Source organism: Pseudomonas sp. SWRI154 (assembly GCF_014268645.1).
Lineage (GTDB): Bacteria > Pseudomonadota > Gammaproteobacteria > Pseudomonadales > Pseudomonadaceae > Aquipseudomonas > Aquipseudomonas marvdashtae.
The window spans coordinates 1-24,321 of the sequence record NZ_JABWQW010000026.1; the positions used below are offsets into that span (position 1 = coordinate 1).

Annotated in this window: 15 protein-coding genes; 9 read left to right on the forward strand and 6 right to left on the reverse strand. The window is 61.9% G+C overall.

Annotated elements, in window-relative coordinates; genetic code table 11:
• The first annotated feature begins 401 nt into the window (after positions 1-401).
• Positions 402-1,763, forward strand: a complete 1,362-nt coding sequence (locus HU806_RS20485; RefSeq protein WP_186613791.1) for a cache domain-containing protein — start codon at positions 402-404, stop codon at positions 1,761-1,763.
• 31 nt (positions 1,764-1,794) lie between these two features.
• Positions 1,795-2,427 (forward strand): response regulator, encoded by a 633-nt coding sequence (locus tag HU806_RS20490; protein WP_186613793.1) that lies wholly within the window; start codon positions 1,795-1,797, stop codon positions 2,425-2,427.
• A 23-nt stretch (positions 2,428-2,450) separates the two neighbouring features.
• Here the strand turns inward: HU806_RS20490 and HU806_RS20495 are convergent, their stop codons facing one another.
• Both HU806_RS20495 and HU806_RS20500 read right to left on the reverse strand, forming a co-directional pair.
• The gene (locus HU806_RS20495) at positions 2,451-3,317 is read right to left on the reverse strand and encodes an SDR family oxidoreductase (RefSeq protein ID WP_186613795.1); all 867 of its coding nucleotides are present in this window, start codon (positions 3,315-3,317) and stop codon (positions 2,451-2,453) included.
• A 60-nt stretch (positions 3,318-3,377) separates the two neighbouring features.
• A complete protein-coding gene (locus HU806_RS20500) occupies positions 3,378-4,607 on the reverse strand; it encodes an arabinose transporter (protein ID WP_186613796.1) in 1,230 nt (409 codons plus the stop codon).
• A gap of 142 nt (positions 4,608-4,749) precedes the next feature.
• Between HU806_RS20500 and HU806_RS20505 the strand changes: the two genes are divergently transcribed.
• The gene (locus tag HU806_RS20505; RefSeq protein WP_186613798.1) at positions 4,750-5,400 is read left to right on the forward strand and encodes a TetR/AcrR family transcriptional regulator; all 651 of its coding nucleotides are present in this window, start codon (positions 4,750-4,752) and stop codon (positions 5,398-5,400) included.
• Positions 5,401-5,490: 90 nt separating this feature from the next.
• Positions 5,491-6,282, forward strand: coding sequence for a transporter substrate-binding domain-containing protein (locus tag HU806_RS20510; RefSeq protein ID WP_186613800.1), 792 nt, complete (start codon positions 5,491-5,493; stop codon positions 6,280-6,282).
• Positions 6,283-6,354: 72 nt separating this feature from the next.
• On the opposite strand, the gene HU806_RS20515 is transcribed toward HU806_RS20510, so the two are convergent.
• Genes HU806_RS20515 through HU806_RS20525 form a run of 3 tightly spaced genes read right to left on the reverse strand, consistent with a single transcriptional unit; the run spans position 6,355 to position 9,259 of the window.
• Positions 6,355-7,374 (reverse strand): TRAP transporter substrate-binding protein, encoded by a 1,020-nt coding sequence (locus HU806_RS20515; RefSeq protein ID WP_186613802.1) that lies wholly within the window; start codon positions 7,372-7,374, stop codon positions 6,355-6,357.
• Between the two features lie 56 nt (positions 7,375-7,430).
• Positions 7,431-8,711, reverse strand: coding sequence for a TRAP transporter large permease subunit (locus HU806_RS20520; RefSeq protein ID WP_186613804.1), 1,281 nt, complete (start codon positions 8,709-8,711; stop codon positions 7,431-7,433).
• On the reverse strand, positions 8,708-9,259 hold the full coding sequence (locus HU806_RS20525; RefSeq protein WP_186613806.1) for a TRAP transporter small permease: 552 nt from the start codon (positions 9,257-9,259) through the stop codon (positions 8,708-8,710). Before HU806_RS20525 ends, HU806_RS20520 begins: the two co-directional genes overlap by 4 nt.
• Positions 9,260-10,195: 936 nt before the next feature.
• On the opposite strand from HU806_RS20525, the gene wecB reads away from it, so the two are divergent.
• Genes wecB through HU806_RS20550 form a run of 5 tightly spaced genes read left to right on the forward strand, consistent with a single transcriptional unit; the run spans position 10,196 to position 19,194 of the window.
• The gene (gene wecB / locus HU806_RS20530; protein ID WP_238350208.1) at positions 10,196-11,359 is read left to right on the forward strand and encodes a non-hydrolyzing UDP-N-acetylglucosamine 2-epimerase; all 1,164 of its coding nucleotides are present in this window, start codon (positions 10,196-10,198) and stop codon (positions 11,357-11,359) included.
• A gap of 37 nt (positions 11,360-11,396) precedes the next feature.
• Positions 11,397-13,610, forward strand: a complete 2,214-nt coding sequence (locus HU806_RS20535) for a cellulose biosynthesis cyclic di-GMP-binding regulatory protein BcsB (protein WP_186613807.1) — start codon at positions 11,397-11,399, stop codon at positions 13,608-13,610.
• Between the two features lie 12 nt (positions 13,611-13,622).
• Positions 13,623-15,737, forward strand: a complete 2,115-nt coding sequence (locus tag HU806_RS20540) for a glycosyl transferase family protein (RefSeq protein ID WP_186613809.1) — start codon at positions 13,623-13,625, stop codon at positions 15,735-15,737.
• Positions 15,734-18,280 (forward strand): NfrA family protein, encoded by a 2,547-nt coding sequence (locus HU806_RS20545; RefSeq protein ID WP_186613811.1) that lies wholly within the window; start codon positions 15,734-15,736, stop codon positions 18,278-18,280. Before HU806_RS20540 ends, HU806_RS20545 begins: the two co-directional genes overlap by 4 nt.
• Positions 18,281-18,318: 38 nt before the next feature.
• A complete protein-coding gene (locus HU806_RS20550) occupies positions 18,319-19,194 on the forward strand; it encodes an alpha-amylase family protein (protein WP_186613813.1) in 876 nt (291 codons plus the stop codon).
• Between the two features lie 112 nt (positions 19,195-19,306).
• Here the strand turns inward: HU806_RS20550 and HU806_RS20555 are convergent, their stop codons facing one another.
• The gene (locus tag HU806_RS20555; RefSeq protein ID WP_186613815.1) at positions 19,307-24,175 is read right to left on the reverse strand and encodes an NAD-glutamate dehydrogenase; all 4,869 of its coding nucleotides are present in this window, start codon (positions 24,173-24,175) and stop codon (positions 19,307-19,309) included.
• Positions 24,176-24,321: the final 146 nt, after the last annotated feature.

Sequence of the window (24,321 nt, forward strand, 5' to 3'; positions counted from 1 at the left end):
TGTAGTAGCGGTAGGCGACCAGGTAAATGGCCACGGCTGCGACGACGATCCAGAGGGCGTTGATCGGCTCTCCGCGGCGCAAGGCCACGACACTCAGCGCACAAGCTCCCAGAACAGCCACGGCAAACCAGGCGAGGTGTTTAACCAGACGGGTTGTCATTGCGTGTCTCCTGCCGATATCCAGTGGATTGCGGCGATTGTTTTTATAGTGTGCCCCGGCTATTCGGAGCCGACCCAATATCCCTGCAAGCCGTCAATAAATAAATCCGCAGTACTACGTACGGGTTACCTACGTAGTACTACGTAGACACCCGTTCCCACAGGTCTTATGCCAGCCACCCAGGTTTGGCATATGATGCCCGCCATCCACCTCCCCCCGCCGAATTCGGACAGGAGTACAGATGCTGCTCAAACACAAGATCGTCGCCCTCGGGATTTTGCCGTTGGTCCTGGCGATTGCCGTTATTGGTGCCTTGGTCATCTCGCTCAACCGCCAGCTGGGCGATCAACAGGCGCAACTGATCGAAGACAGTATCCTGGCGAGCAAACGCGCCGAGTTGAAGAACTACGTGGAAATGGCCCAGAGCCTGATCGCTCCGCTTTACGACGATGGCAAGGGCGACGCACGGGCGCAGCAACAGGTATTGGAAGAACTGCGCAAGCTCAGCTTTGGCATCAACGGTTATTTTTTCGTCTACGACCGGCAGGGTCGAAGCCTGATGCACGCCCGCCAATCGGAGCTGGTGGGGCAATACCTCTGGGACATGAAAGATCCGCAAGGCCTGCCCGTGATCCAGGCGTTGCTCAAGAGTGCCGAATCAGGCGAGGGCTTCCAGCGTTATGCCTGGAACAAGCCCTCCTCCGGACAAGTGACCGACAAGCTCGCCTACGTCGTGATGCTGGATCGCTGGGGCTGGATGCTCGGCACCGGGATCTACCTGGAGGACGTCGAACGCGCCACCCAGCAGGCACGCGACGAAGTGGCCCAAGGCATCCACTCCACCATGCAGGCCATCGCCGCCATTGCGCTGGTGGCGGTGCTGCTGGTATTTGCCGGCGGCATCACCCTCAACGTCAGCGAACATCGCCTGGCCGACAAGAAGCTCCAGCGTCTGAACCAGCGCATCGTCAGCTTGCAGGAAGAAGAACGCTCACGGGTGTCTCGCGAGCTTCACGACGGCATCAGCCAATTATTGGTGTCGATCAAATTCCAATTCGAACTGGCCAGCCATGTGCTCGAGAATGGCCAGGAAAACGGCCTGGGTATCCTGAAAAACGCCACGGATCGCCTGGGTGAAGCCATCGGTGAAATCCGCAGCATCTCCCACGACTTGCGCTCTTCATTGCTCGACACCCTGGGCCTGCCCGCCGCCATCGGCCAGCTCGCGGCAGAATTCGAACAGCGCAGTGGCCTGGAGGTTGCCTACCGGAGCAACGAATTCGATTGTCGCCTGGAAAACGGCGCCCCCGTCTCGCTGTTCCGCATTGCCCAGGAAGCGCTGACCAACATCGAGCGACACGCCGGGGCGAAACGTGTCGCCATCACCCTGTTCGGCTCGGGCCAGTCCTTGCGACTGACCGTGATCGACGATGGGATGGGCTTCAACGTCCCGCAGGTCGAACGTGGCCATACGGGGATCGGCCTGCGTAATATCCGCGAACGGGTCGAGCATTTCGGCGGTCGGTTGGAACTGACATCGGTACCGGGACGAAGCGAACTGGATATCCTGTTGCCCATGACCATGCCCGCCACGGAGAGCTGATGCGCATTCATTTCAACAAGAGCACCTGCCCATGAACCTGCCTGCGGCTATACGCGTCGCGTTGGTCGACGACCATTCCCTGGTCCGCGACGGTATCCGAGCCCTGCTGTCGGTCATGCCACGGCTGGACGTGGTCGGCGAAGCGGAGAATGGCGTGCAGGCGATCGAAATGGTGGAGCGCTGCCAGCCGGACCTGCTGCTGATGGACATCGGTCTCAAGGACATGAACGGCCTGGAGCTTACCCGGCTGCTGGGCAAGCAGTACCCCAGCCTCAAGATCCTGATCTTGAGCATGTACGACAATCATGAATACATCAGCGAATCGGTGCGCGCCGGTGCCAGCGGCTATGTCCTGAAGAATTCACCGTCCAAGGAAATCGTCGCCGCCATCGAAGCCATCATCAGCGGCGGTACTTTCTACAGCGCCGAGATCGCCCAGCGCCTCGCCACCGACCCGAACACCGACAGCGAGCTGACGCCGCGCGAAAGCCAGGTCCTGGCGAAAATGGTCCAGGGGTTGAACAACAAGGAAATGGCCCGGGAACTGGACATCAGCGTGCGCACCGTCGAAACCCATCGCCTGAGCATCCGCCGCAAGCTCAACATCGATAAACCCGCCGCCTTGGTGAAATACGCGATCGACCATGGGCTTATTTCCCGCTAGCCCACGCACCGCTCTTGTGGCAATTACTCCGTGTAATAACCCGGCTGCCCAAGATCAGCCAACAGCCCCGGACCGCTTGGCGTCCAACCCAACAAGCCGCGGGTGTATTCACTGGACACCGCCATGTTCGCGCCCGCCATATGAGCGAACCAGCCAAAATGCTCGCGTTCGCGGGACTCGACCGGCAACCCCAGGCCACGCCCGATCGCCTGGGCAATATCCCTGAACGGCACCGCCTCATCGGCGACGGCGTGATAGACCGATTGCGTCACACCTTGCTCCAGGGCGAGTCGATAGACCCGCGCGGCATCCAGTCGATGCACCCCCGACCAGCAATGGCGGCCCTCTCCAGGAAAAGCAGACACACCCTTCTCTCGCGCCAGACGAATCAGGATCGGCACAAACCCATGATCACCGAGACCATGCACCGATGGCGCCAACCGCACCGTCGCCACGCGCACCCCGCGCTCGGCCAGGTCTCTCGCCGCTGCTTCGGACTTCCGTGGCGAGGCCGGGCTGACCACTTCCAGTTCACTCGCGCCGCGGGTCAATCCGAACAGGCCCGACGTCACCAGCAACGGTCGGTCGGAGCCTTGCAATGCGCCACCCAATGTTTCGATGGCGCGGCGATCCTGCTCGGCATTTTCGGCAAATCGCGAGAAGTCATGACTGAATGCGGTGTGAACCACCGCGTCCGCTGCCGAGGCGGCCTTGTGCAAGACGTCCAGATCATCCAAGGTTCCTCGGACGACCTTTGCGCCGGCCGCCGCGAGTGCGGCAGCCTTTTCTTCGCAGCGGGCCAGGCCGGTGACGTGATGCCCGGCGCCGATCAGGTCCTGTACCACGGCCGAGCCAACCCAGCCCGTGCCACCGGTTACGAATACGTGCATGTGCAACGCTCCTGTTCTGGAAAAAGCAAAATCAAACGCCCTCTTTAACCCAAAGACGGCTCAGGATTTGTATTGAACTTGTACTGCCTGCCCTCTCAGCAGCATCAAAGCCACCCCGAGAGACAGTGCAACGGCAATAGCACCGCCCAGGTAAACCGCACCGATCCCCCAGCCACTCGCCAACAGGCCGGCCAGCGGGCTGGTGATGCCCAGGGAAATATCGAGAAAGGCGACATAAGCCCCCATGGCGAGGCCACGGTTCTGTGACGGTGCACGCCGCACCGCTTCCACGCCGAAGCCTGGGAACGCCAGGGAATAACCGAAGCCGGTGAATGCTGCACCCAGGTAGGCGATGGTCGCGGTGTCGGCGTCCCAGATCAGCAGCAGACCAATGGCCTCGATCAATACGCAGACCAAGGCGACACGGGCGCCGCCGATCTTGTCCGGGAGGTGCCCGAAGAGCAGGCGCGCTCCGATGAACGCAAGACCGAACGCGGTGAAGGCCAACGACGCGTTGCCCCAGTCCCGAGCCGCAAACAACAGGGCGATGAACGCCGTGACGACACCAAAGCCGACGCTGCACAATGCCAATCCCATACCGGGAACCCACACAACGCCAAGCATTTTGTAGAAGGGTATACGTCGGGTCGCCGTCGGGGCGACAGCCCGAACACCCGCCACGACTGCCAAGGCCAGCAGCGGAATGAACATCGAGGCCATGGCGATGCCCATGAAACCCCAGCCAGTGTTCAGCGCCACGCCGAGCGGAGCGCCCAGCGCATAGGCGCCGTACATGGCGATGCCAGTCCAGGCCATGACCTTGCCCGCATGCTGCGGACCAACCAAACCGATACCCCAGCCCAACGCGCCGGTCACGATCAGGCTTTCGCCCAGCGCCAGCAACACGCGGCCGCCCGCCAACAACCAGACCGATGTGACAGGCATGGCAACGAACGCCAGGGAAAGCAGATAGATCAGCCCGGACACGGCGGCCGTCACCAGCCCGGCCATGACCGCGCGCTTGCCGCCACGCATGTCCGCAAAATTCCCGGCCCAGGCCCGCGACAGCAGCGCTGCGGCGAACTGCGCGCCGACCACCAGACCAATGACCAGGGTGCCCATGCCCAGCGTTTCATGCAGGTGCAGCGGCAAGACCGGCAACTGCATGCCGATGGTCAGGAAACCGATGAAGACGGTCAGCGTGAGCGGCAACAGCTTGAGTGCCGGGCTGGCGCCTGCGGTTGCCTGAGGCGCCGATGAGGCACCGAGATGAATATTTTCTTGAGTCATAAACCCTACCTACGGAAAGGGACGCGATGAGAAGTTGAACTGTTTACGGAGCCGACTAGAATGCGATCAATTAGTCGCATTCAAGATACGAACAATCCGTCGCATTTCCTATTCGCATTCCCTTTCGAGGTTCATCGCCCTCATGTCCGAACGCCCAGGCCCGCAGATTTCCTCGCGCAAACAGCCGAAACAGGCACGCTCTAGCGAACTGGTGGCGGCGGTCCTGGAGGCGGCTGTTCAGGTTTTGGCGGCCGAGGGCGCCCCGCGCTTCACCGTGGCCCGTGTCGCCGAGCGGGCAGGCGTCAGCGTTGGATCGGTGTATCAATACTTTCCGAACAAAGCGGCGATCCTGTTCCGGCTGCAAAGTGATGAATGGCAGCAAACCAGCGCAATGCTGCGCAAAATCCTGGAAGACCCGGCCAAGCCACCACTTGAGCGGTTGAGGTCCCTGGTACAGGCGTTCATCCAATCCGAGTGCGACGAGGCGCAGGTCCGCATCGCGCTCAACGACGCCGCCCCGCTCTACCGCGACGCCCCCGAGCACCATGCGGCGCGAGTGTCGGTGCAAGACTCGGTGGACGCCTTCATGCTGCAGGCGCTGCCCGATGCCACGGAACAGGTTCGCGCCCTGGCGGGAGACCTGATCATCACGACGCTCAGCGCTGTCGGTAAGCGCTTTTCGGCAACGCCTCGCACCCGCGAGGAAATCCGGATCTATGCCGAGGCCATGGCCGATATGTTCTGCGCTTATATGGAAAGCCTGGGGCAGCAGCACGCCCCTCCAGAGCAATGACGGCTCTGCTTCGCCCTTCAGTGACAGCCCGCCGACACTTTTACTACACTCGACGGCCTAGTCCTTCCCCTTGCGAGACGTCCCATCAATATGAAAACCATAACAAGTACGATGACGTTCTGCGGCCTGCTCGCGCTTTGCGCCAGCGCCTTGGCCGAGCCACCCCCTTCGCACCTGGACCAGGTGCTACAACAAGGTGAACTGCGGGTGTGCACGACGGGCGACTACAAGCCCTACACCTACAAGGCTGAATCGGGAGAGTACGAAGGCATCGATATCGACATGGCCCGCTCCCTGGCGGCGAGCCTGGGCGTCAAGGTGCAATGGGTGCAGACCACTTGGAAAACCTTGATGCCGGATATGGTCGCCGGCAAATGCGACATCGGCATGGGTGGAATTTCGGTGACGCTGGAGCGGCAGAAGAAGGCTAATTTCAGCAGCACCCTGGACGTCGACGGCAAGATCCCGCTGGTGCGTTGCGAAGACCAGTCGCGCTACCAGACCGTCGAGCAGATCAACCAGCCTTCGGTGCGTCTCGTCGAGCCAGCCGGCGGCACCAACGAAGCGTTCGTGCGCGCGTTCCTGCCCAAGGGCCAACTCGCTTTCCACGACAACGTGACAATCTTCCAGGAGCTGCTGGAGAAACGCGCCGACGTGATGATCACCGATGCCTCCGAAGCGCTCTACCAACAGAAGCTCAAGCCGGGCCTCTGCGCGGTCAATCCGAGCCGTTATCTGCAGTACGGCGAAAAAGCCTACCTGCTGCCCCGTGACGACACCACCTGGAAAATGTATGTCGACCAATGGCTGCATTTGAGCAAGGCCAACGGCAGCTATCAGAAAGTGATTGGACAATGGCTGGCGGTTCCAGCCGCCCAGTAATGCAAAAAACCAGTGGAAGCGAGCAAGCTCGCTTCCACTGGTTTGGGTCGCTCAAGAACCGTTTCGCTTAGCTCATTGCCCCGCCCGAACCTTGGCGATTTCGGCATACATCATCTTCACCAGGTCGCCGTCCAGGGACTTGGCGAATTTGTCGATCACCGGCTGCACGCGCTCGCGGAAGCGATCTTTCTCGGCCGGCGTGATTTCGTTGACGGTCATTGCGCCCGCCAGCGTCGCTTTCGCCTTGTCCATGCTCGCTGCCGTGACCTCGCGCTGGAAGGTCTGCGCCTCGGCTGCTGCCGCGCGAATCATCGCCTTTTCATCATCGTTCAGGCGACTCCAGGTTTTCTGGCTGATGATCAGTGACTGCGGATTGAAGATGTGGCCGGTCACCGAAAGGTATTTCTGTACCTCGTAGAACTTGTTGCCTTCGATCACCGTGAACGGGTTTTCCTGCCCGTCGATGGTGTGTTGTTCCAGGCCGGTGTAGACCTCGGGGAATGCCATCGGCACCGGGTTCGCGCCCAGGGCCGTGAAGGTCTCCAGGTAGATCGGCGATTGAATGACCCGGATCTTCAGGCCTTGCATGTCCTCCAGTTTCGTCACTGGATGCTTGCTATTGGTCAGGTTGCGGAAACCCAGGTCCCAATAGCCCAGGCCGACCAGGCCCTTGCTGTCCAGTTGCGCCGCGAGTTTCTGTCCGACTGGCCCGTCGATGACGGCATGGGCTTCCTCGGCGTTGTTGAACAGGAACGGGAAGTCGAGCATCGCGAAATCCGCGGCCTGGGCGGCGAGGATGCCGGAGTTGAGCACGGTGATGTCCAGCGTGCCGCCTTGCAGGGCCGAGACGGTCTGCACGTCGCCGCCCAGGGTTCCGCCAGGAAACAGACGAACCTTGATCTTGCCGCCGCTCTTGTCGCTGAGCAGGTCGGCAAATTTTTGCGCGCCCTGCCCTTGCGGGTGCTCCTTGACGTTCTGGAAGGCGAAACGCAAGGTGCGCTCGCGGATCTCGTCCGCGTGGGCGGCCACGCTGCCCAATAGCAAGCCTGTCGCGCACGCCCCGGCCAGCAAGGTTTTCATCAGTTTTTGCATCTCAGTCTCCGATCATTATTGTTGTTAGCGTAGAGCGGCCATGGTTGTCACCGGCGTCAACCAGTGAAGAATTTCAACGGTCCCAGGACCAGCTGGGGGAACAGCACCAGCAAAAACAGCACGGCAAATTGCGCCAGCATGAACGGCCATACGCCGCGCACGATCTCCTCAAAGTCGAGCTTCGCCACGCCGCACACCACGTTCAGCACCGTGCCCACCGGCGGCGTGATCAGGCCAATCGCCGTGTTAATCAGAAACAGCACGCCGAAGTACACCGGATCGATGCCCGCCTGGATCACGGCCGGCATCAGCACCGGCGTGAGAATGAGAATGGTCGGGGTCATGTCCATCACCGTGCCGACCAAGATGATCAACGCCATCATCACCAGTAGCAGTAGGGTCTGGTTGTCCATGAACGGCGCCAGCAGTTCCGCCAGTTGACCGGGCAAGTCGGCGATGGTCACCAGCCACGATGAAACCATGGCCGCCGCCACCAACAGCATCACCACCGAGGTGGTCCTGGCCGAGGACAGGATCACTTCGTACAGCTGGCTGATCTTCATCTCCCGGTAGATCACCAACGACACGAACAACGAGTACACCGCCGCGACCACCGCCGCTTCCGTGGGCGTGAAAATGCCGAACTTCAGACCGAGGATGATGATCAGCGGCAGGCCCATCGCCCAGCTGCCATCGAGCAATGTGCGCAGCACTTCGGCACGGGAGCGCTTGGGTGGCGTCTCGACGATTTCGCGACGGGAGATGAACCACCAGGCGATGGCCAGCCCGGCGCCAAGCATCAGCCCTGGCACGATCCCAGCCAGGAACAACTTGGAAATCGACACGCCGGACGCCACGCCAAAGACGATGAAACCGATGCTCGGCGGAATGACCGGGGCAATAATGCTACCGGCGGCGATCAGCCCGGCCGAGCGCCCCCGGTTGTGCCCGGCCAGCACCATCATCGGCACCAGCAGCGCTGCCAGCGCCGCCGCATCGGCCACGGCCGAACCAGACAGCGACGCCAACAAGCAGGAGGCAATAATGGCCACGTAACCCAGGCCACCACGCTTGTGCCCCACCAGCGCCATGGCAATGTTGACGATGCGCTTGGAGAGCCCGCCGACGTTCATGACTTCGCCGGCCAGCATGAAGAACGGCACCGCCATCAGCGGGAAGCTGTCGGCACCATTGAGCAGGTTCTGCGCGATGATCTGGGCGTCGAACAGGTCCAGGTAGAACATCAGCGACACGCTGACCACCAGCAAGGCAAAGGCAATCGGCATTCCCAGTGCCATGCTGCCCATCAACGATCCCAGGAAGATGGCCAAGGTCATGGGCGGGTACTCTTGTCAGCGATGGTGTCAGGATTGATTGCCGGGGTATCGCTTTGCTCGACCATCACCAGCTCCTCGTCCCTGAGTTTGCCGGACAGTGCAAGGTACAGCTCGTACACCAGGATGGCGCCGGCGCTGGCACCGAACACCAATCCTGCGGCGTAGAACAACGCCATCGACAGGCCCGAGGCCGGCGCGACCACGTCCAGGTTGATGACCGCCTGCTGCCAACTTCCACTGACTATCAGCCAGCAGATGTACAGCATCAACAGGTGGCTGATGATCAGGCAGGCACGCTGGCCCGCCGGCGGCAAGCGCTTGACCAGGCTGTTCATGCCCAGGTGGGCGCGGTCCTTGAGCGCCACCAGGGCGCCCAGGAAAATCATCCAGACGAAGAACCAACGCGACAGTTCTTCCGACACGCTGATGCCGGAGTTGAAGGCATAGCGCAACACGACGTTACCGAACACCAGCACGATCATCGCGACCATGCATAAGACGATCAGCAGCTTCAGCAGCTTGAAATACAAATCGACGACTTTTGTCATCTTCGAGACCTCTCGGACTTTAGGTGCCGACATCCAGCCGGCTCGCCAGTGCAGCTATTAGCGCGGTCGCTAGCGGGTCGCTTGAGAGGTACTGGACGTTGCTTCGGGACGCGAGCAACGGCTTGGGGGAAAGGCGCGTGGCGCTGATGGACGGGTACGCATCGGGTGTTCCTCTTTTTATTATGATCTCGACCATGCCGGGCGAGACGTGCTGCGACTAAAATGTACCAACCGGTTAGTTCGGTCAATACGCCAGACACGAGCGGCTGAAAAAACGTGCGATTATCGGCTAAGGCTGGGGGGCGAGGTCGTGCCACTCATGCCTCTTGGGGCGGCACCACAATGGCAACTAAAATTTTCGGTTAGATGCTCTAATTAAATGAACTTTGCTCGCCCCGTACTTTCGCGCTTTTATAACTGCGCTCTCCGACTTTTTTTGACAACTTACAGGCGCCAACGGACTGACAGAGACTGCACCCTTCATTTACAAAACTCCGACGCCAAAAAGCCGCCACGCGCTCACACCTACGCACCCCCGCCGTTGGCGATCGACCCATAAAAGTTTAAATATCTTTTATATTCAAATAGTTAAAACAAACAAAACCTACAGGCGACTCACTTCCTCCACCTGCAACTTTTTGCGCCCAAGCCCCTCTATAAAAAACTTCATATATAAAACTTTGCAATTAAACCGGTTGATGTTATTAATTTGACGGGTCGGAGTAGCACGAAGCCATTAAGCCTATTTTTTGCGCCTGTCTCGTCTGACATTCAAAAACCCACTTAACTTAAATCGCTTGTTTGCTCAAACGCCTCTTCGCGCTTGGGCGAACTGTTGTGCGGCGCAGCCACTGCGCGAGGAAGGGCGTCATCGCAACTAATCAGTCTCGGCTCCGGGTGCTGTCGATTTTTGGTACCCGTCCGGAAGCCATCAAGATGGCCCCGTTGGTCAAAGCCCTCGCCGCCGAACCCGGCATCGAATCGCTGATCTGTGTCACCGGCCAGCATCAAAGCATGCTTGAACAAGTGCTCGACCTGTTCGACCTGAAGGCCGATTTCACCCTCGATGTAATGACGCCACACCAGACGCTCAACTCCCTGACCGCCGCGCTGTATGCCGCCATCGACCCGGTGCTGGAGCAGACTCGCCCGGATCGCGTACTGGTGCATGGCGATACCACATCGGCCATGGTGGCATCGATGGCGTCTTTCCATCGCCGTATCCCGGTGGGCCATGTGGAAGCTGGCTTGCGTACCGGCGACATCTACAGCCCATGGCCGGAAGAAATGAACCGCCGCTGCATCGACCTCAGTGCCGATCTGCTGTTCGCTCCCACCGGGCAATCGCGCGACAACCTGGTAAACGAACGCGCCCAAGGGCGCAGCCTGGTGACGGGTAACACGGTGATCGACGCGTTGCAGATGACCGCCGCGCGCATCGACCAGGACGCACGGCTGCGTGACGAGCTGGACCGCCAGTTTCCGTTCCTGCAAACCGGACGCAAGTTGCTGCTGGTAACCGGTCACCGCCGCGAAAACTTTGGCGAGGGTTTTCTCGACATTTGCAAAGCGTTGCGCCACCTGGCCCAGCGCACGGATATCCAGATCGTCTACCCGGTGCACCTCAACCCCAACGTGCTGGGCCCGGTGACCGAACAATTGGGCGACCTGCTCAACGTGCATTTGATCAAACCGCTGGACTACCTGGCGTTCGTGCGCCTGATGCAACACGCCCATGTGATCCTCACCGATTCCGGCGGTGTGCAGGAAGAAGCACCGTCATTGGGCAAACCGGTGCTGGTGATGCGCGACGTCACCGAACGCCCCGAAGCCGTAGCGGCGGGCACCGTGAGACTGGTCGGGACCTCTCCGGCCTCGATCATTGCCGGTGTGGATGCGCTGTTCGACGACGACACCTTGTGGCGCCGCGCCTCACAAGCGGCCAACCCCTACGGCGACGGTCACGCCAGCCAGCGCATCGTCGATGTGCTGATGGGCAGAGTGGTCGAGGACTTCGTCGCGGGTCAGTTGCACTCGCAACACCAGGCACTTCACCCGTTGCCGCACGAGGCACGCGAGTTGTCCGCCGATTTCTCCTAACCACCGCCCTCTTCCTATCGAATCGAGATTTGCCTGAATGAAGCCTTTCGTTGCCCTCCCTACGGGTGCACTCAGCGCCTTTGCCTGTGGCCTGAGCCTGCTTGCCCTTATGCCGTCCTTTGCGCTGGCTGCGGACAGTCCGCTCACCCAGGCGATTCATCGTCTCAATGCTGACACCCACCAGGAGCGCGTCGTGCGCCTGAGCGACCTGGGCATCACCGCGCCGATTCTGCTGGGCGCCAGCGACGCCCGACGCGAACTGTATCTGCCGGTGCCCGCCGGTGTCGTCCTCAATGACGCGACACTGCAAGTGGACGCCAGTTATCTCAACGGCGAAGGTGGCCGCAACACGCTGCTGTTGTCGCTGGATGGATATCCGGTGCGCGCCGAAGGGCTCAGCGAGGCACAGGGCGACGCAAGCGCGACATTGGGCGTTGACAAAGCACCGCGTGAAAACGGCTTGGTGCGCTTGGGCATTGCCTGGTCGTCAGTGGTTTCCCGTCCATTGTGCGAAGACGATCGAATCATCGGCAACGTGCTGCGCATCCAGCCCGAGACGCGCCTGACCTACAGCTACGACGCCAGCCAATTGCGGGACGTCAGCGCAGCCTGGGCCGCACTGCCGAGTGAACCGGGGATCCTGGTCGCGCCGGGTTCGTTGTCCGCCACCAGTTACGACGCCGCCTGGAAACTTGGCGTAGCCCTGGCACGTATCGGCAAACACAGCCGCATCCTGCCCTTCCCTGCCGTACAGGACAGCGTGGACCTCAGCGGCCTGCGCATCCCCGCCGAGCTGCTGAGCATTCCAGCCTTTGCCAGCCTCAACGGCAAAGGCCAGCATACCCTCGCCAACCCAGCCGAAATCGGCGCCCTGCTGATGCTGGGCCAGACCTCGAACGTACAGGCCGACCTGGCGATCAACGACCCGCAACTGCTCCAAGCCGTCAACCAAGCGCTGGATGCCTTGCAGAGTCAGGTCCAGGGGCTCGACGCAACAGCGGCCAGCGCCCTGACCCAATGGCGCGAACAACACGTCAACGCAGGTCTGGCCGCTGCCGGCAGCGACAATGTACGCCTGGCGCTGCTGGGCACGCGCCCGGTGCTGATGATCGCCCCGGACGCCACCGGCAAAGCACTGTCATTGCTCGGTTCGGCGTGGAACAAATTGGCCCGCAGCCGCCAGCTGACGGTGAGCGAAGCGCAGACGCCGTTGAGCGACGATAACCGCGTGGCCCTGTCGCGACTGGGCGGCGCCCCTGGCACCTACGATGTCGCCTCGCGGTTCGACTGGAGCACCTCGTTCCCGTTGGGCAGCGTGGCCTATGACGGTCGTTTGCCGGTCACGGCCGTGGTGGACGTCTCCGCAGCGCCAGGTGCTTCGGACACCGCGCCGGTGGCCTCGCTGTTCTTCAATGACTACCTGATTGGCGCCCAGCAGTTAAGCGCCAATGGTGAATCACAACGCATCCAGGCCCATATCCCTCGTTATGCGCTGGGTTCGAAGAACGTGTTGCGTGTGTCGTTCCAGCGCCAGCCAGTCAGCGATCGGTGCCTGGAAACGCCTCAGGCTTTCCCGGTTTCGGTTTTGCCCACCAGCCATATCGTGCTGGACGCCACCGCGTTGGCCGACGACTTTTCCGGCATGGCCGCACGTTTCGCGATGGACACCCAAGTCCTGGTGCCCCAGGCGTACCTCGACCATCCCGCCAGCAGCCTGGCGCGGGTGATTGCGGTCGCCGATGCCGCCGGCGTTTCGCCGCTGCGCGCACAGCTGAAAGTCAGTCCTGACGCCAAAGCCGTGGCCCGCCCGGACAAAGCCTTCTTGGCTTTCGAACTGCCACTTAAAGACAGCAAGGAATCGGTCCAGGTCGATGATCAGGGTCGCCTGCGCATTCACCACAAGGATCAAGTGCTCCTTGACGTGCAGTCGCTCAACCATCTGGCGTCGCTGCAAGTGGTGCAGACCTCGGGGCAACACGGCCTGGTCTATCGGACCCTGGGCAGCCAGGCGCCGAGCCTGGCCGAACCGATCGTGCTGACCCGTGGTGACGTGGCGATTCTTGGCGACAGCGGCGCCGTTGCCGTCATCGACAGCCAGGATCCCAGTGGCAGCCAGTTGATCGACCGTGAAGAACCCAAGGGCCTCGACGCCTGGCGTAAACCTTCGCTGCTCTGGCTGATTCCCGGCGGTATCGCCTTGTTCTTCATTTTGTTGCTGGCCGGCCGTCTCGCCCGTCGCAATCGCCAGTAACGGAAACCTCCGATGACGTCGCTTTATTGGCCCTATTGGCTGGCCCACTACTACAACTACCTTGAGGTCGCGACCATCGTGGTCGCGGTGTTGATCCTGATCTCCAGCCTGGATGATCTGATCATTGACGTGTGGTACTGGTCTCGCCGGCTGTACCGCAAGTTCACCGTGGACCGTAGATACCGGCCACTGACCGCCGAACAACTGTTGGCCCGGGACGAACAGCCCTTGGCGATCATGGTGCCGGCCTGGCTGGAATACGACGTCATCGCGCCGATGATCGAAAACATGGTCTCGACGCTCGACTACCAGAACTACGTGGTCTTCGTCGGCACCTACGTCAACGACCAGCGCACCATCGACGAAGTCGAGCGGATGCGCCGGCGCTACAAACAACTGCATCGCGTGGAAGTGCCGCATGCCGGGCCGACCTGCAAGGCCGACTGCCTGAACTGGGTCATCCAGGCGATATTCCTGCACGAGAAAACCCACGGCATGACCTTCGCCGGCGTGGTGTTGCACGACAGCGAAGACGTGCTGCACCCGCTGGAGTTACGCCTGTTCAACTATTTGCTGCCGCGCAAGGACATGATCCAACTGCCAGTGGTGTCGCTGGAGCGCAATTGGTACGAGTGGGTCGCCGGCACGTATATGGACGAGTTCGCCGAATGGCACGGCAAGGACCTGGTGGTGCGTGAAAGCATGACCGACACCGTGCCCTCGGCCGGCGTCGGCACGTGCTTTTCCCATCGAGCCCTGCGGGTGCTGGCCGGTGAAACGGAGAACCAGCCGTTCAACACCGACAGCCTCACCGAGGACTACGACGTCGGCGCACGGCTGGCCAAGGTCGGCATGAACGCGATCTTCGTGCGCTTCCCGGTGCAGTTTCGTGTGCTGCGCAAATCCTGGTTCCGCAAGCCCTACGAATCGACGTTGAACATGCCGCTCTGCGTGCGTGAGTTCTTCCCCGACACCTTCCGCACGGCGTTCCGGCAAAAGGCCCGCTGGACCTTGGGCATCGGCCTGCAAGGCTGGGAACAAATGGGCTGGAACGGTTCGTTGGCCAACCGCTACCTGCTGTTTCGCGACCGCAAGGGCGTGGTGACAGCGTTCGTCAGCATCATTGCCTACGTCATTCTGGTGCAACTGCTGGCCCTGATTATCCTGCGCCAGAGTGGCTTGTGGAACGTCAGCTTCCCAACACCGTTTGAAAACGGCGGACTGATCAAGTACCTGCTACTGGCCAACGGCGTCGCCCTGGCCTGGCGGATCTTGCACCGTTGTTATTTCACCACCGTGTTGTACGGCTGGCAGCATGGGTTGTTGTCTATCCCGCGGATGCTGGTCGGCAACTTCGTCAACTTCATGGCCGCCTCACGGGCCTGGCGCATGTTCCTGGTGGGCAAGGTGATGAATCGCAAATTGGTCTGGGACAAGACCATGCACGACTTCCCGTCCACCGACCTGGTCGCCATCGCGCCGCGTCGCCTGGGCAGCGTGTTGCTGTCGTGGCAAGCCATCACTGACAGCCATTTGCAAAGCGCACTGGATGAACAACAGGCGCGGGACGTGCCGTTGGGGCGGATCCTGCTCAACAACGGCTGGCTGGACGATGAAACCCTGGCCGAAGCGATCGCGTTCCAGAACGACCTGCCCCGGGTGTTTGACGTCGCCGAAAAAGCCGCGGCTTCATCGTCCTCGCTCAGCAGCGAGTTTGCGTTGCGCTGGCGGGTAATACCGCTGGGCCGCAACAGCGAAGGCTGTGAACAGATTGCCGTAGCCAACCCGCTTTCCGAGGAGGGGCTGCAACAAATCAGCGCCGAACTGGGCAATGAGCCGGTGCAACTGATCGCCCGTGAGAGTGAAATCCTCGCGCTGTTGCGCCGGTTGCCAGCGGACAACGGTCACGCCGTACCGGATGCCCGTGCCCCACTGCTGGGCGACCTGTTGATCGAGATGGGCCTGCTCGACCGCGACCAGTTCAGCCGCGCCATGTTGCAGTATCGGCCGCAGCATCATGGCCGGATCGGCGACTACCTCGTAGACAGCGGCGTCTTGCCGCGAGCCACGATCGAGCAAGCGGTGGCACGCCAACACAGCCTCTACCCAACGGAGCTTCCGGCATGAACCGCCCCCTTTTGACCCTTTTGGCGGCGGGGCTGAGCCTTTTACCGGTGCTTGCCGTTGCCGAGACACTGCCGCTGCCGCTGACCGGCCCCGCCTACGTGGCCGCCAACGAAGCCTACAGCGCCTATGAGCGCAAAGACTACGACCTGGCCATCGCCAAGGCACGCGAAGCCTTGCGCCAGCGCGCCGATGTGACGCGCCTCAATACGCTGATCGCCCTGGCCGAACGTGACAAGCAACTGCGCGACCAACCCAGGACTGTCGCCTCGGGCCGCGCGCCTGCCGCAGCACCGGGTTTCGTGGCTGCGAACCGGGGCTTCAAGGCCTATGACCGCGAGCAGTTCGGCCTCGCGGCGCAATCGGCGCGCACGGCCATCGCCCAGGCTCCCCGGCGCCGGGAATATCGATTGCTGCTGATTGATTCCCTGCAACGCCAGCAGCAACTGGAAGCCGCCGACCAGGCCGTCACCGACGCGCTTGGGACTTTTGCCAACGACAATACGTTGTTGCTGCGTCGCCAAGCCATTCGCCGCCAACTTGCCGTGCCGCTGGCTGTCCAGGGCTACCGCGCCCTGGAACAAGGCAACGCGGTGCTGGCCGTGACTCAGGCACGCAAAGCCGTGGCCTGGGCGCCGGAAGTTGCCGCTAACCAGCAACTGCTGATCAGCGCCCTGCTCGCCGCCAAGGATTATCCAGGGGCCGAACAAGCCGCCTCGGCCGCGCTGGCTCGGGACGAGAGTAAAGCCGCGCCGTGGATTCTGCGCAGCTATGCCCGCGATCGTCAGGGCAAGGTTCAGGCGGGCCAGACTGACGTCAATCGCGCCTTGGCCCTCAAAAGCCTGTCGGCAAGCGAAGTCCGCGATATCCAACTCTTCGCCGCTGACGCCGCGCTGGCCCGCGGCGAGCCTCAGCAGGCGCTGAGTCAGTTGCAGGCCTTGGGCAACGACGCTGACGATGCCATTGCCAGCCGGCGCGCCACCGCGCGCGCGGCGCTGCGCCAGAAAAGCAAGGGCTTGACCAGTGTCGTCCAGGCGCCGCCACCGGCGCTGGATTGCCAGGAAAGCACTTTCGGCCTGACCTGTGCCATCTGGCCGGGCACAGTGCGCGACGCCGGCACCGCCCCGGCTTCCCAGGCCTATGCCGCCCTCGCTCGCAAGGATCCGGCGGCAGCCTCAGCCCTGGCCAACCAAGCGGTAGCGCGGGCACCGCGGAACCCGGCTTATCGACGCTTGCTGGTCAGCGCCCTGACGGAACAACACCGCCTGCCGCAAGCCATCGCTGCCGCCAGTGAAGGATTGCAGGCCCACAGCGACGACGCGCGACTGCTGGTCATGCGCGGACGCCTGCGCCAACAAGTGGCCGACGAGGACGGTGCACGGGATGACTTCAGCCGCGCACTCGCCTTGGGCAGCCTGCCGGCCTATGAAGAGGCCGGACTGTATGCCGCCATCGGCCAGCGCCGTACGGCCCGCGAACGCCTGCAAGAGGCACGCAGCAACGGCGAACTGGCCTCGGCAAGCGATCTGCAACTGGCCTATATTTCGGTCCAGGCGGGCGACGACGAAAGCGCCCACGCGGCATTTCGCGAGGCCGACGCGAGCCACCGATTGCCCCCGGCGGCAGCCCAGGATGCGGCCTATAACGCCATGCGCGTCCATGAAGACGATGAAGCCGTGGCGTATTTCGAGCGGGTGATCGACGGGCAGAAAACCGCTGAGTCGCCGATGTCCAAGCAGCAGTTGTTCAATACCCGGCGGGCCGTGGGTGATATCTCCCGCACCTGGGGACTGACCAGCACCACCAGCTATCGCGGCAACAGTTCCAGCGGCCTGAGCGCCGCACCGAACTCAACCAGCAGCGGCAGTGAAAGCAACGACCTCCTGCAGAACAGCACCGAACTGTCCTGGCGCCCGCTGGGGTATCGCAATGCTCGTTTTGTCGAACTCTACGGACGCGTCACCGATACCCTGTGGAGCAAGAACAGCGATTCGGACACCGGCGCCGACGCGCTGCAAGGCGCCCTCGGGGTACGTATCAAACCGTTCAGTTCCGTCAACATCATGGCTGCCTTTGAACGCACCTTTCCCTTGGGTTCGTCAAACGTCGACGGCGACTGGCTGGTGCGCCTGGGCTACGGTTCCAGCATCGGCACGGACCTGCGGGTCGATGTGCCCAGCTGGTGGACGTCGCAGCTGTACGCCGAAGTCGGTCACTACATCAATGATTCACGGGATTACTTCAACAGCGAATGGCAAGTCGGCCGCAGTTACGCAATCGGCGGCACCGGTTCGCGCTGGGTAGCCTTCCCCCATGTCGTGGCGGCGATTGACTACGATTCGAAGATGAAGAGTAACAACAGCGGCGGCTTCGAATCCGGCGACGCCGGGGGGATCGGGATCGGCAACAACGTGCGCTACTGGTTTCGTGAAGACACCTACAATGCACCGCGCTCCTACGTGGATTTTTCCCTGCAGTACCGGGCCCGGGTGTTCGGCGAGGAACGGGCCAAAGGCGTTTTCGCCCGCCTGACCTATTCTTATTGAGGACTTGATGTGATGTGTATCTGCAACAAGGCGCTTGCTTGAAAATCTTTGGCCATATCGTCAATCGCGTCGCAGTGGCGGCGCTCGCCGTCACGGCGGCGCTTGGCGCCAGTACAGGGACGTACTACATGATGAACAGCAGGGCTGCACCGGACATTGTCGGCATCGTCTGGCAGCCGGACAACCAGACCGTTGGCATCAATGGCAATTGGGAACAGCTGGGAGTGCGCGAACTGCTGGTGCAATGGACGGTGGTGGACGACCAGGCGTTTGTTCCCGGCACCGGCCTGCCCAACGTACCGGTGCTGCCGGATTGGGCGCGAATCGCCAAGGCGCCATGGGCACAGGATGTCATCCTCGGACTCGCCGGTCACTTCAGCGAAAACCGTTCACGGGACAACATCGAGCAACTGGCTGCGGTGTCAGAACGTATTGCTCGATTGCCAACACCGCTGCACGTCACCGGCTGGTACTTTCCGGCCGAAGTCGACCCCAGCTGGACTCGCGCCAAGGAGCTGCCCGCGTTGCTTGCCAACCTGCCGCGTCCACTGTGGATCAGCGTCTATGACGGCGCCAATATCGGCCCAGCCGCCACCGCCGACTGGCTCAAGCAGTGGCTGCCAGACGACATTGGCGTGTTTTTCCAGGACGGCGTCGGCGTCTACGCGCGCACCGCACCGGTGGCACGAACCTATGCCGACACGCTGCGTGATCGCCTCGGCAAGGATCGGGTGCGGATCATTGTCGAAGCCTTCCGTCCCCAACAGGGCGGCGGCTTCCGTTCGGCCACCGCGGCCGAGCTCCTGCCGCAACTGACCGCCTATGACGGCTACCCGCTCTACCTTTTTGACGGGCCACATTACGTGACGCCCGAATTGGTCGACGAACTGAAGCGATCCCTAGCCAAGCCTTGAGGTGCGCGGGGTGCGGTCTGAAGACGCTGTTGTGGCGAGGAGCGCAACCATTTGAACAGCCAAGAAAAAGCCCCGCGTCTTTCGAGGCGGGGCTTGTTCACTCAGCTATGTATCAATTGGCCGTGACGACCGCCTGACCGCTCAACGCGAGGTCGAGCAGTTCGCGGTTGGCCACCGCGTACATGGCGTAGTCGGTGCCGCTGGCGGCACGGATGTCCACCAGCATGGCGCGCCAGCGCTCAACCATTTCGCGGTGCTGTTCCAGCCACAGTGCCAGGCGTGTTTCCACGTCCTGGGTGCCGTCGCCCTCTTGCAAGACCGAGATGGTGATCGCCCGTTGCTGCCAGTCGATGTCATCGCGGAACGCTTCGCGGGCCAGGGCCTGCCAGTTGTTTTCCACCGGCAAGGCGCTGATCTGTTGCAAGTACCAGGTGATGTCCAGCGCGCTGCCCACGGCGAAATACGCCTTGGCTACATCGGCGGCGTTCTGGCCAGTCACGTCGGACGCCTCGATGATCGGCAGCAAGGTGTACAGGTGCGTGGTGCCTGCAACCATGCGCGCCAGCAATTCCGGCACGCCGGCGGCCACGTAGGCTTGATAGCGGGTCTGCCAGCCTTCACGGGTCGGGCCTTCCAGCAACTCGTCGAGCTTGAGGCCCAACGCCGCCAGGTGCGGACCGAAGTGAGCGACGTCACGGGCAGCGTTCTGCTCGTTGCGGCGGCTGCGCAGGAACCAGCGCGTGGCGCGACGGCCCAGGCGCATCAGCTCGTCCATCAGCTCCAGTTGCACGTCGGCGGAGACCTGATGGTCCAGGGCTTCGATCTGACGGAACCAGTGCGGGAGGTGGAAGATATCCCGAACAATTACATACGCACCCGCCACGTTCGCCGGGCTCATGCCCGTCGACTCTTTCAACCGCTGGACGAAGGTGATGCCCATGTGGTTGACCAGGTCGTTGGCGATCTGGGTGCTGACGATCTCGCGTTTCAGGCGATGGCGACGCATGGCCTCGGAGAACTTGCTCACCAGGGTCGGTGGGAACGCGGTTTCCATGTCCCGGGTCAGGTAATCGTCGTCCGGTACCAAGGAGTTAAGCAGCGCTTCCTTGAGATCGATCTTGCTGTAGGAGATCAGCACCGACAGTTCGGCACGGGTCAGGCCATGGCCCGCCGCGACGCGTTCGGCCAGTTGCTCTTCAGTCGGCAGGAACTCGATAGCGCGGTCCAGCTTGCCCCGCACTTCCAGGTCGTTCATCAGACGCTTGTATTCGGCGATCCGCACGAAGGCGCGGCGTGCCGCCAGGGACAGGGCCTGGGTCTGCTTGTAGTTGTTGCCCAACACCAGGCCGCCGACTTCGTCGGTCATGCTCGCCAGCAACTGGTTGCGTTGCTTGTCGGTCATGTCGCCGGCCTGCACCACTTCGTTGAGCAGGATCTTGATGTTCACTTCGTGGTCGGAGCAGTCCACGCCGCCGGCGTTGTCGATGAAATCGGTGTTGGAACCGCCGCCATTGAGGCCGAACTCGACACGACCCAGTTGGGTCATGCCCAGGTTGCCGCCCTCGCCCACGACCTTGCAGCGCAGTTCGTTGCCGTTCACGCGCAGCGCATCGTTGGCCTTGTCGCCGACATCGGCGTGGCTTTCGCTGCTGGCCTTGACGTAGGTGCCGATACCGCCGTTCCACAACAGGTCCACCGGCGCCTTGAGCAAGGCGTTCAGCAGTTCGGTCGGGGTCAGCTTGTCGGCCTTGATGTCGAAGCGTTCTTTCATCTGCGGCGAAATCGCGATGCTCTTCGCGCTGCGCGAGAAGATACCGCCGCCTTCGGACATGATGCTGGTGTCGTAGTCGGTCCAGGCCGAACGCGGCAGTTCGAACAGACGCTTGCGCTCGGCGAAGCTGCTGGCAGGCGTAGGGTTCGGGTCGATGAAGATGTGCAGATGGTTGAAAGCCGCGACCAGTTGCAGTTTGTCGGACATCAGCAAGCCGTTGCCGAACACGTCGCCGGCCATGTCGCCGACGCCCACTACGGTGATGCTGTCTTCCTGGACATTGATGCCGCGCTCGCGGAAGTGGCGCTGAACGCCGACCCACGCGCCCTTGGCGGTGATGCCCATTTTCTTGTGGTCGTAACCGGCCGAGCCGCCGGAGGCGAACGCATCACCCAGCCAGAAGCCGTAGTCGATGGCGATGCCGTTGGCGATGTCGGAGAAGGTCGCTGTGCCCTTGTCCGCCGCTACCACCAGGTACGGGTCATCGTCGTCATGACGCACGACGTTGGCCGGCGGCACCAGCGCGCCGTCCTTCAGGTTGTCGGTGATGTCCAACAGGCCCGAGATGAAGATGCGGTAGCAGGCGATGCCCTCGGCCGCGATCTCGTCCCGGCTGCCGCCCAATGGCAGGCGACGCGGCAGGAAACCACCCTTGGCGCCTACCGGCACGATCACCGAGTTCTTCACTTGCTGGGCTTTTACCAAGCCCAGCACTTCGGTGCGGTAGTCTTCTTCACGGTCGGACCAGCGCAGGCCGCCGCGGGCGACGTTGCCGAAGCGCAGGTGCACGCCTTCGACCCGTGGCGAGTAGACGAAGATTTCGAACTTCGGCACCGGCTTCGGCAGTTCCGGAATCAGGTGCGGGTTGAACTTGAAGCTGAAGTAGGACTTGTTCTGGCCGTTGGCATCGGTCTGGTAGAAGTTGGTCCGCAGGGTCGCCTTGATCAGATCCAGGTAGCGACGCAGGATGCGGTCTTCGTTGAGCACCTGGACGTCGTCCAGGGCCGAGAGGATCGCCTGTTCCAGACGCTGTTGCTTGTCTTCCAGGTCATCGCCACTGAGCTTGCGCGCCAGGTAGAAGCGGGTCTTGAACAACCGGGTCAGCTCGCGAGCGATGTCGGTGTGGTTGTTCAGGGTGCTGGCGATGTAGCCAAGGTCGAAGCCCAGGCGGATCTGCTTCAGGTAACGGGCGTAGGCACGCAGCAACGCCACGTCGCGCCACGGCAGGCCGGCGGTGAGCACCAGGCGGTTGAACGCATCGTTCTCGGCATCGCCACGGACGATGTGGACGAAGGCGTCCTGCAAGGTGTCGTTGAGCTGCTGGATATCGAGGTCCAGGCCTTCGGCGGCGGTGAACGCGAAATCGTGAATCCAAAACTCGCGGCCATTGGTGTGGCGCAGGCGATATGGGAACTCGCCCAGCACGCGCAGGCCGAGGTTTTCCAGGATCGGCAGCACGTCGGACAGCGCCAGCGGCGTGTCGGCGTGATACAGCTTGCAATGCAGCTCACGCTGGCCGGACACCTGGCCCAACGGCTGGTAGAAGCTCATCACCAGCGGGTTGGTTTCGTTCAGGCTCAGCAGGTGTTGCATGTCGACCACGGCGGAGTGCGCGGCAAAACGCTCGCGGTAGCCGGCCGGGAAGCCTTTCGGGAAGTCCGACAGCACGTTGGTGCCCTGGGCTTCGCCGAAGCTCTCGATAACCAGGCTGGCATAGTCGTCTTTCCAACTGCGGCAGGCCTGCACGACTTCTTTTTCCAGCAGGACCGGGTCGATGTCGAGACGGTTTTTCGGGTCCACCCGCAGGATCAACTGCACGCGGGCCAGCACGGATTCGGAGAAGAAGGTCCAGAACTCGCAGTCCGACGCCTTCAGGCGATCCATCAGCACTTGCTGGATCTTCTGGCGCACTTCGGTGGAGTAGATATCACGTGGCACGTAGGCCAGGCAGTAGCAGAATCGGCCATACGGGTCTTTGCGCAGGAACACGCGGATCTTGTTGCGCTCCTGGATTTGCACGATCGACATCACGGTGGTGAACAGCTCGTCCACCGGGGTCTGGAACAGGTCGTCGCGGGGCAGCACTTCGACCACCTGGGCCAGTTCCTTGCCCAGGTGCGCCTTGGCCTGGAAGCCCGAACGACGTTCGATTTCCGCGACCTTGCGGCGGATGTACGGGATGACCCGCACGCTCTCGCCATACACCGAAGAGGTGTACAGGCCCATGAAACGGCATTCCTTGATGACCTTGCCGTCGGCGTCGATTTCACGGATCGACACGTAGTCCGGGTAGGCCGGACGGTGCACGCGGCTCGGGTGCGCGGCCTTGGCGAACGACAGCAGTGTCGGTTCGCGCAGGTAATTGACGGCGTAGTCTTCGATGCGCAGGTCTTCGGCAGTCAAGCCGGCGCGCAGCAATTTGGTCAGGCCAAGGAAGGACTCAGGGTCATATTCAATGTGGCCGCCATCGGCTTCATCGCGCACCACGAATTCTTCATAGCCCAGGAAGGTGAAGTGGTTGCCCACCAGCCATTCCAGGAAGCTCTTGATTTCGGCTTTTTCGTCGGCGTCAGTGGCGTAGGCACTGTTGTCCAGGCTTGCGAGGATTTCCTGGACCTTGGCTTTCATCGGCTCGAAATCCGCCACGGCCACGCGTACTTCGCCCAATACCTGCTCAAGTTCCTTGCTCAGGACGTTGAGTTCGGCGGCGTTGGCGCAGCGGTCGATCTCCAGGTACATCAACGACTCTTGCAGCACGTCGTCGCCCTGGGTGCCCTTCGGCAGGATTTCCAGCAACTCGCCCTTGCTGCCGCGACGCACGCTCAGGACGGTGGTTTGCAGGGTATGAATGCTGTAGCCACGACGGTTCAGCTCGGTGCGGACCGAATCCACAAGGAATGGCAGGTCGTGGTGCAGCACTTCGACGGCGGTGTGGGTCGACTGCCAGCCGTGGCGTTCGTAATCGGGGTTGTAGACACGCACCTGCGGTTGCGCGTGGTCGAAGCGCTCAAGCAGGCGCCAGGCGGACAGGGTGCAGCCAGCGAGGTCGGACAACCGGCGCTGGGTGAGTTCATCGAGGGAAATGATGCCGAAGAATTGTTCAGCGAACAGCGCCACTTGTGGCAGTGCCTGTTCACTGATGTGCTGCGCCAGTGCCGCTTGCAGTTGGTGCTGGAAGTCGGCTTTGCTGGCTGCGGTGAAGAACGCCATCTGTGGTACTCCGCTTGGGCTTGTTATTGATGGTAGCGTCGCGTGCAACCCCTTCCGGGGCCGTCGGCCATCCCGTTCCTGATTCTCGGGCAGAGGAAACAGGATGACAGGTGGGTGAAGCTGGACGAGACCCGCAGGTCACATCC

Coding starts and splice junctions, on each gene's coding strand:
- HU806_RS20505 (WP_186613798.1), top strand. CDS start 4,750: ATGTCCGAACGCCCAGGCCCGCAGATTTCCTCGCGCAAACAGCCGAAA.
- HU806_RS20525 (WP_186613806.1), bottom strand. CDS start 9,259: ATGACAAAAGTCGTCGATTTGTATTTCAAGCTGCTGAAGCTGCTGATC.
- HU806_RS20540 (WP_186613809.1), top strand. CDS start 13,623: ATGACGTCGCTTTATTGGCCCTATTGGCTGGCCCACTACTACAACTAC.
- HU806_RS20500 (WP_186613796.1), bottom strand. CDS start 4,607: ATGACTCAAGAAAATATTCATCTCGGTGCCTCATCGGCGCCTCAGGCA.
- HU806_RS20555 (WP_186613815.1), bottom strand. CDS start 24,175: ATGGCGTTCTTCACCGCAGCCAGCAAAGCCGACTTCCAGCACCAACTG.
- HU806_RS20520 (WP_186613804.1), bottom strand. CDS start 8,711: ATGACCTTGGCCATCTTCCTGGGATCGTTGATGGGCAGCATGGCACTG.
- HU806_RS20545 (WP_186613811.1), top strand. CDS start 15,734: ATGAACCGCCCCCTTTTGACCCTTTTGGCGGCGGGGCTGAGCCTTTTA.
- HU806_RS20490 (WP_186613793.1), top strand. CDS start 1,795: ATGAACCTGCCTGCGGCTATACGCGTCGCGTTGGTCGACGACCATTCC.
- HU806_RS20515 (WP_186613802.1), bottom strand. CDS start 7,374: ATGCAAAAACTGATGAAAACCTTGCTGGCCGGGGCGTGCGCGACAGGC.
- HU806_RS20535 (WP_186613807.1), top strand. CDS start 11,397: ATGAAGCCTTTCGTTGCCCTCCCTACGGGTGCACTCAGCGCCTTTGCC.
- HU806_RS20495 (WP_186613795.1), bottom strand. CDS start 3,317: ATGCACGTATTCGTAACCGGTGGCACGGGCTGGGTTGGCTCGGCCGTG.
- HU806_RS20510 (WP_186613800.1), top strand. CDS start 5,491: ATGAAAACCATAACAAGTACGATGACGTTCTGCGGCCTGCTCGCGCTT.
- wecB (WP_238350208.1), top strand. CDS start 10,196: ATGGCCCCGTTGGTCAAAGCCCTCGCCGCCGAACCCGGCATCGAATCG.
- HU806_RS20485 (WP_186613791.1), top strand. CDS start 402: ATGCTGCTCAAACACAAGATCGTCGCCCTCGGGATTTTGCCGTTGGTC.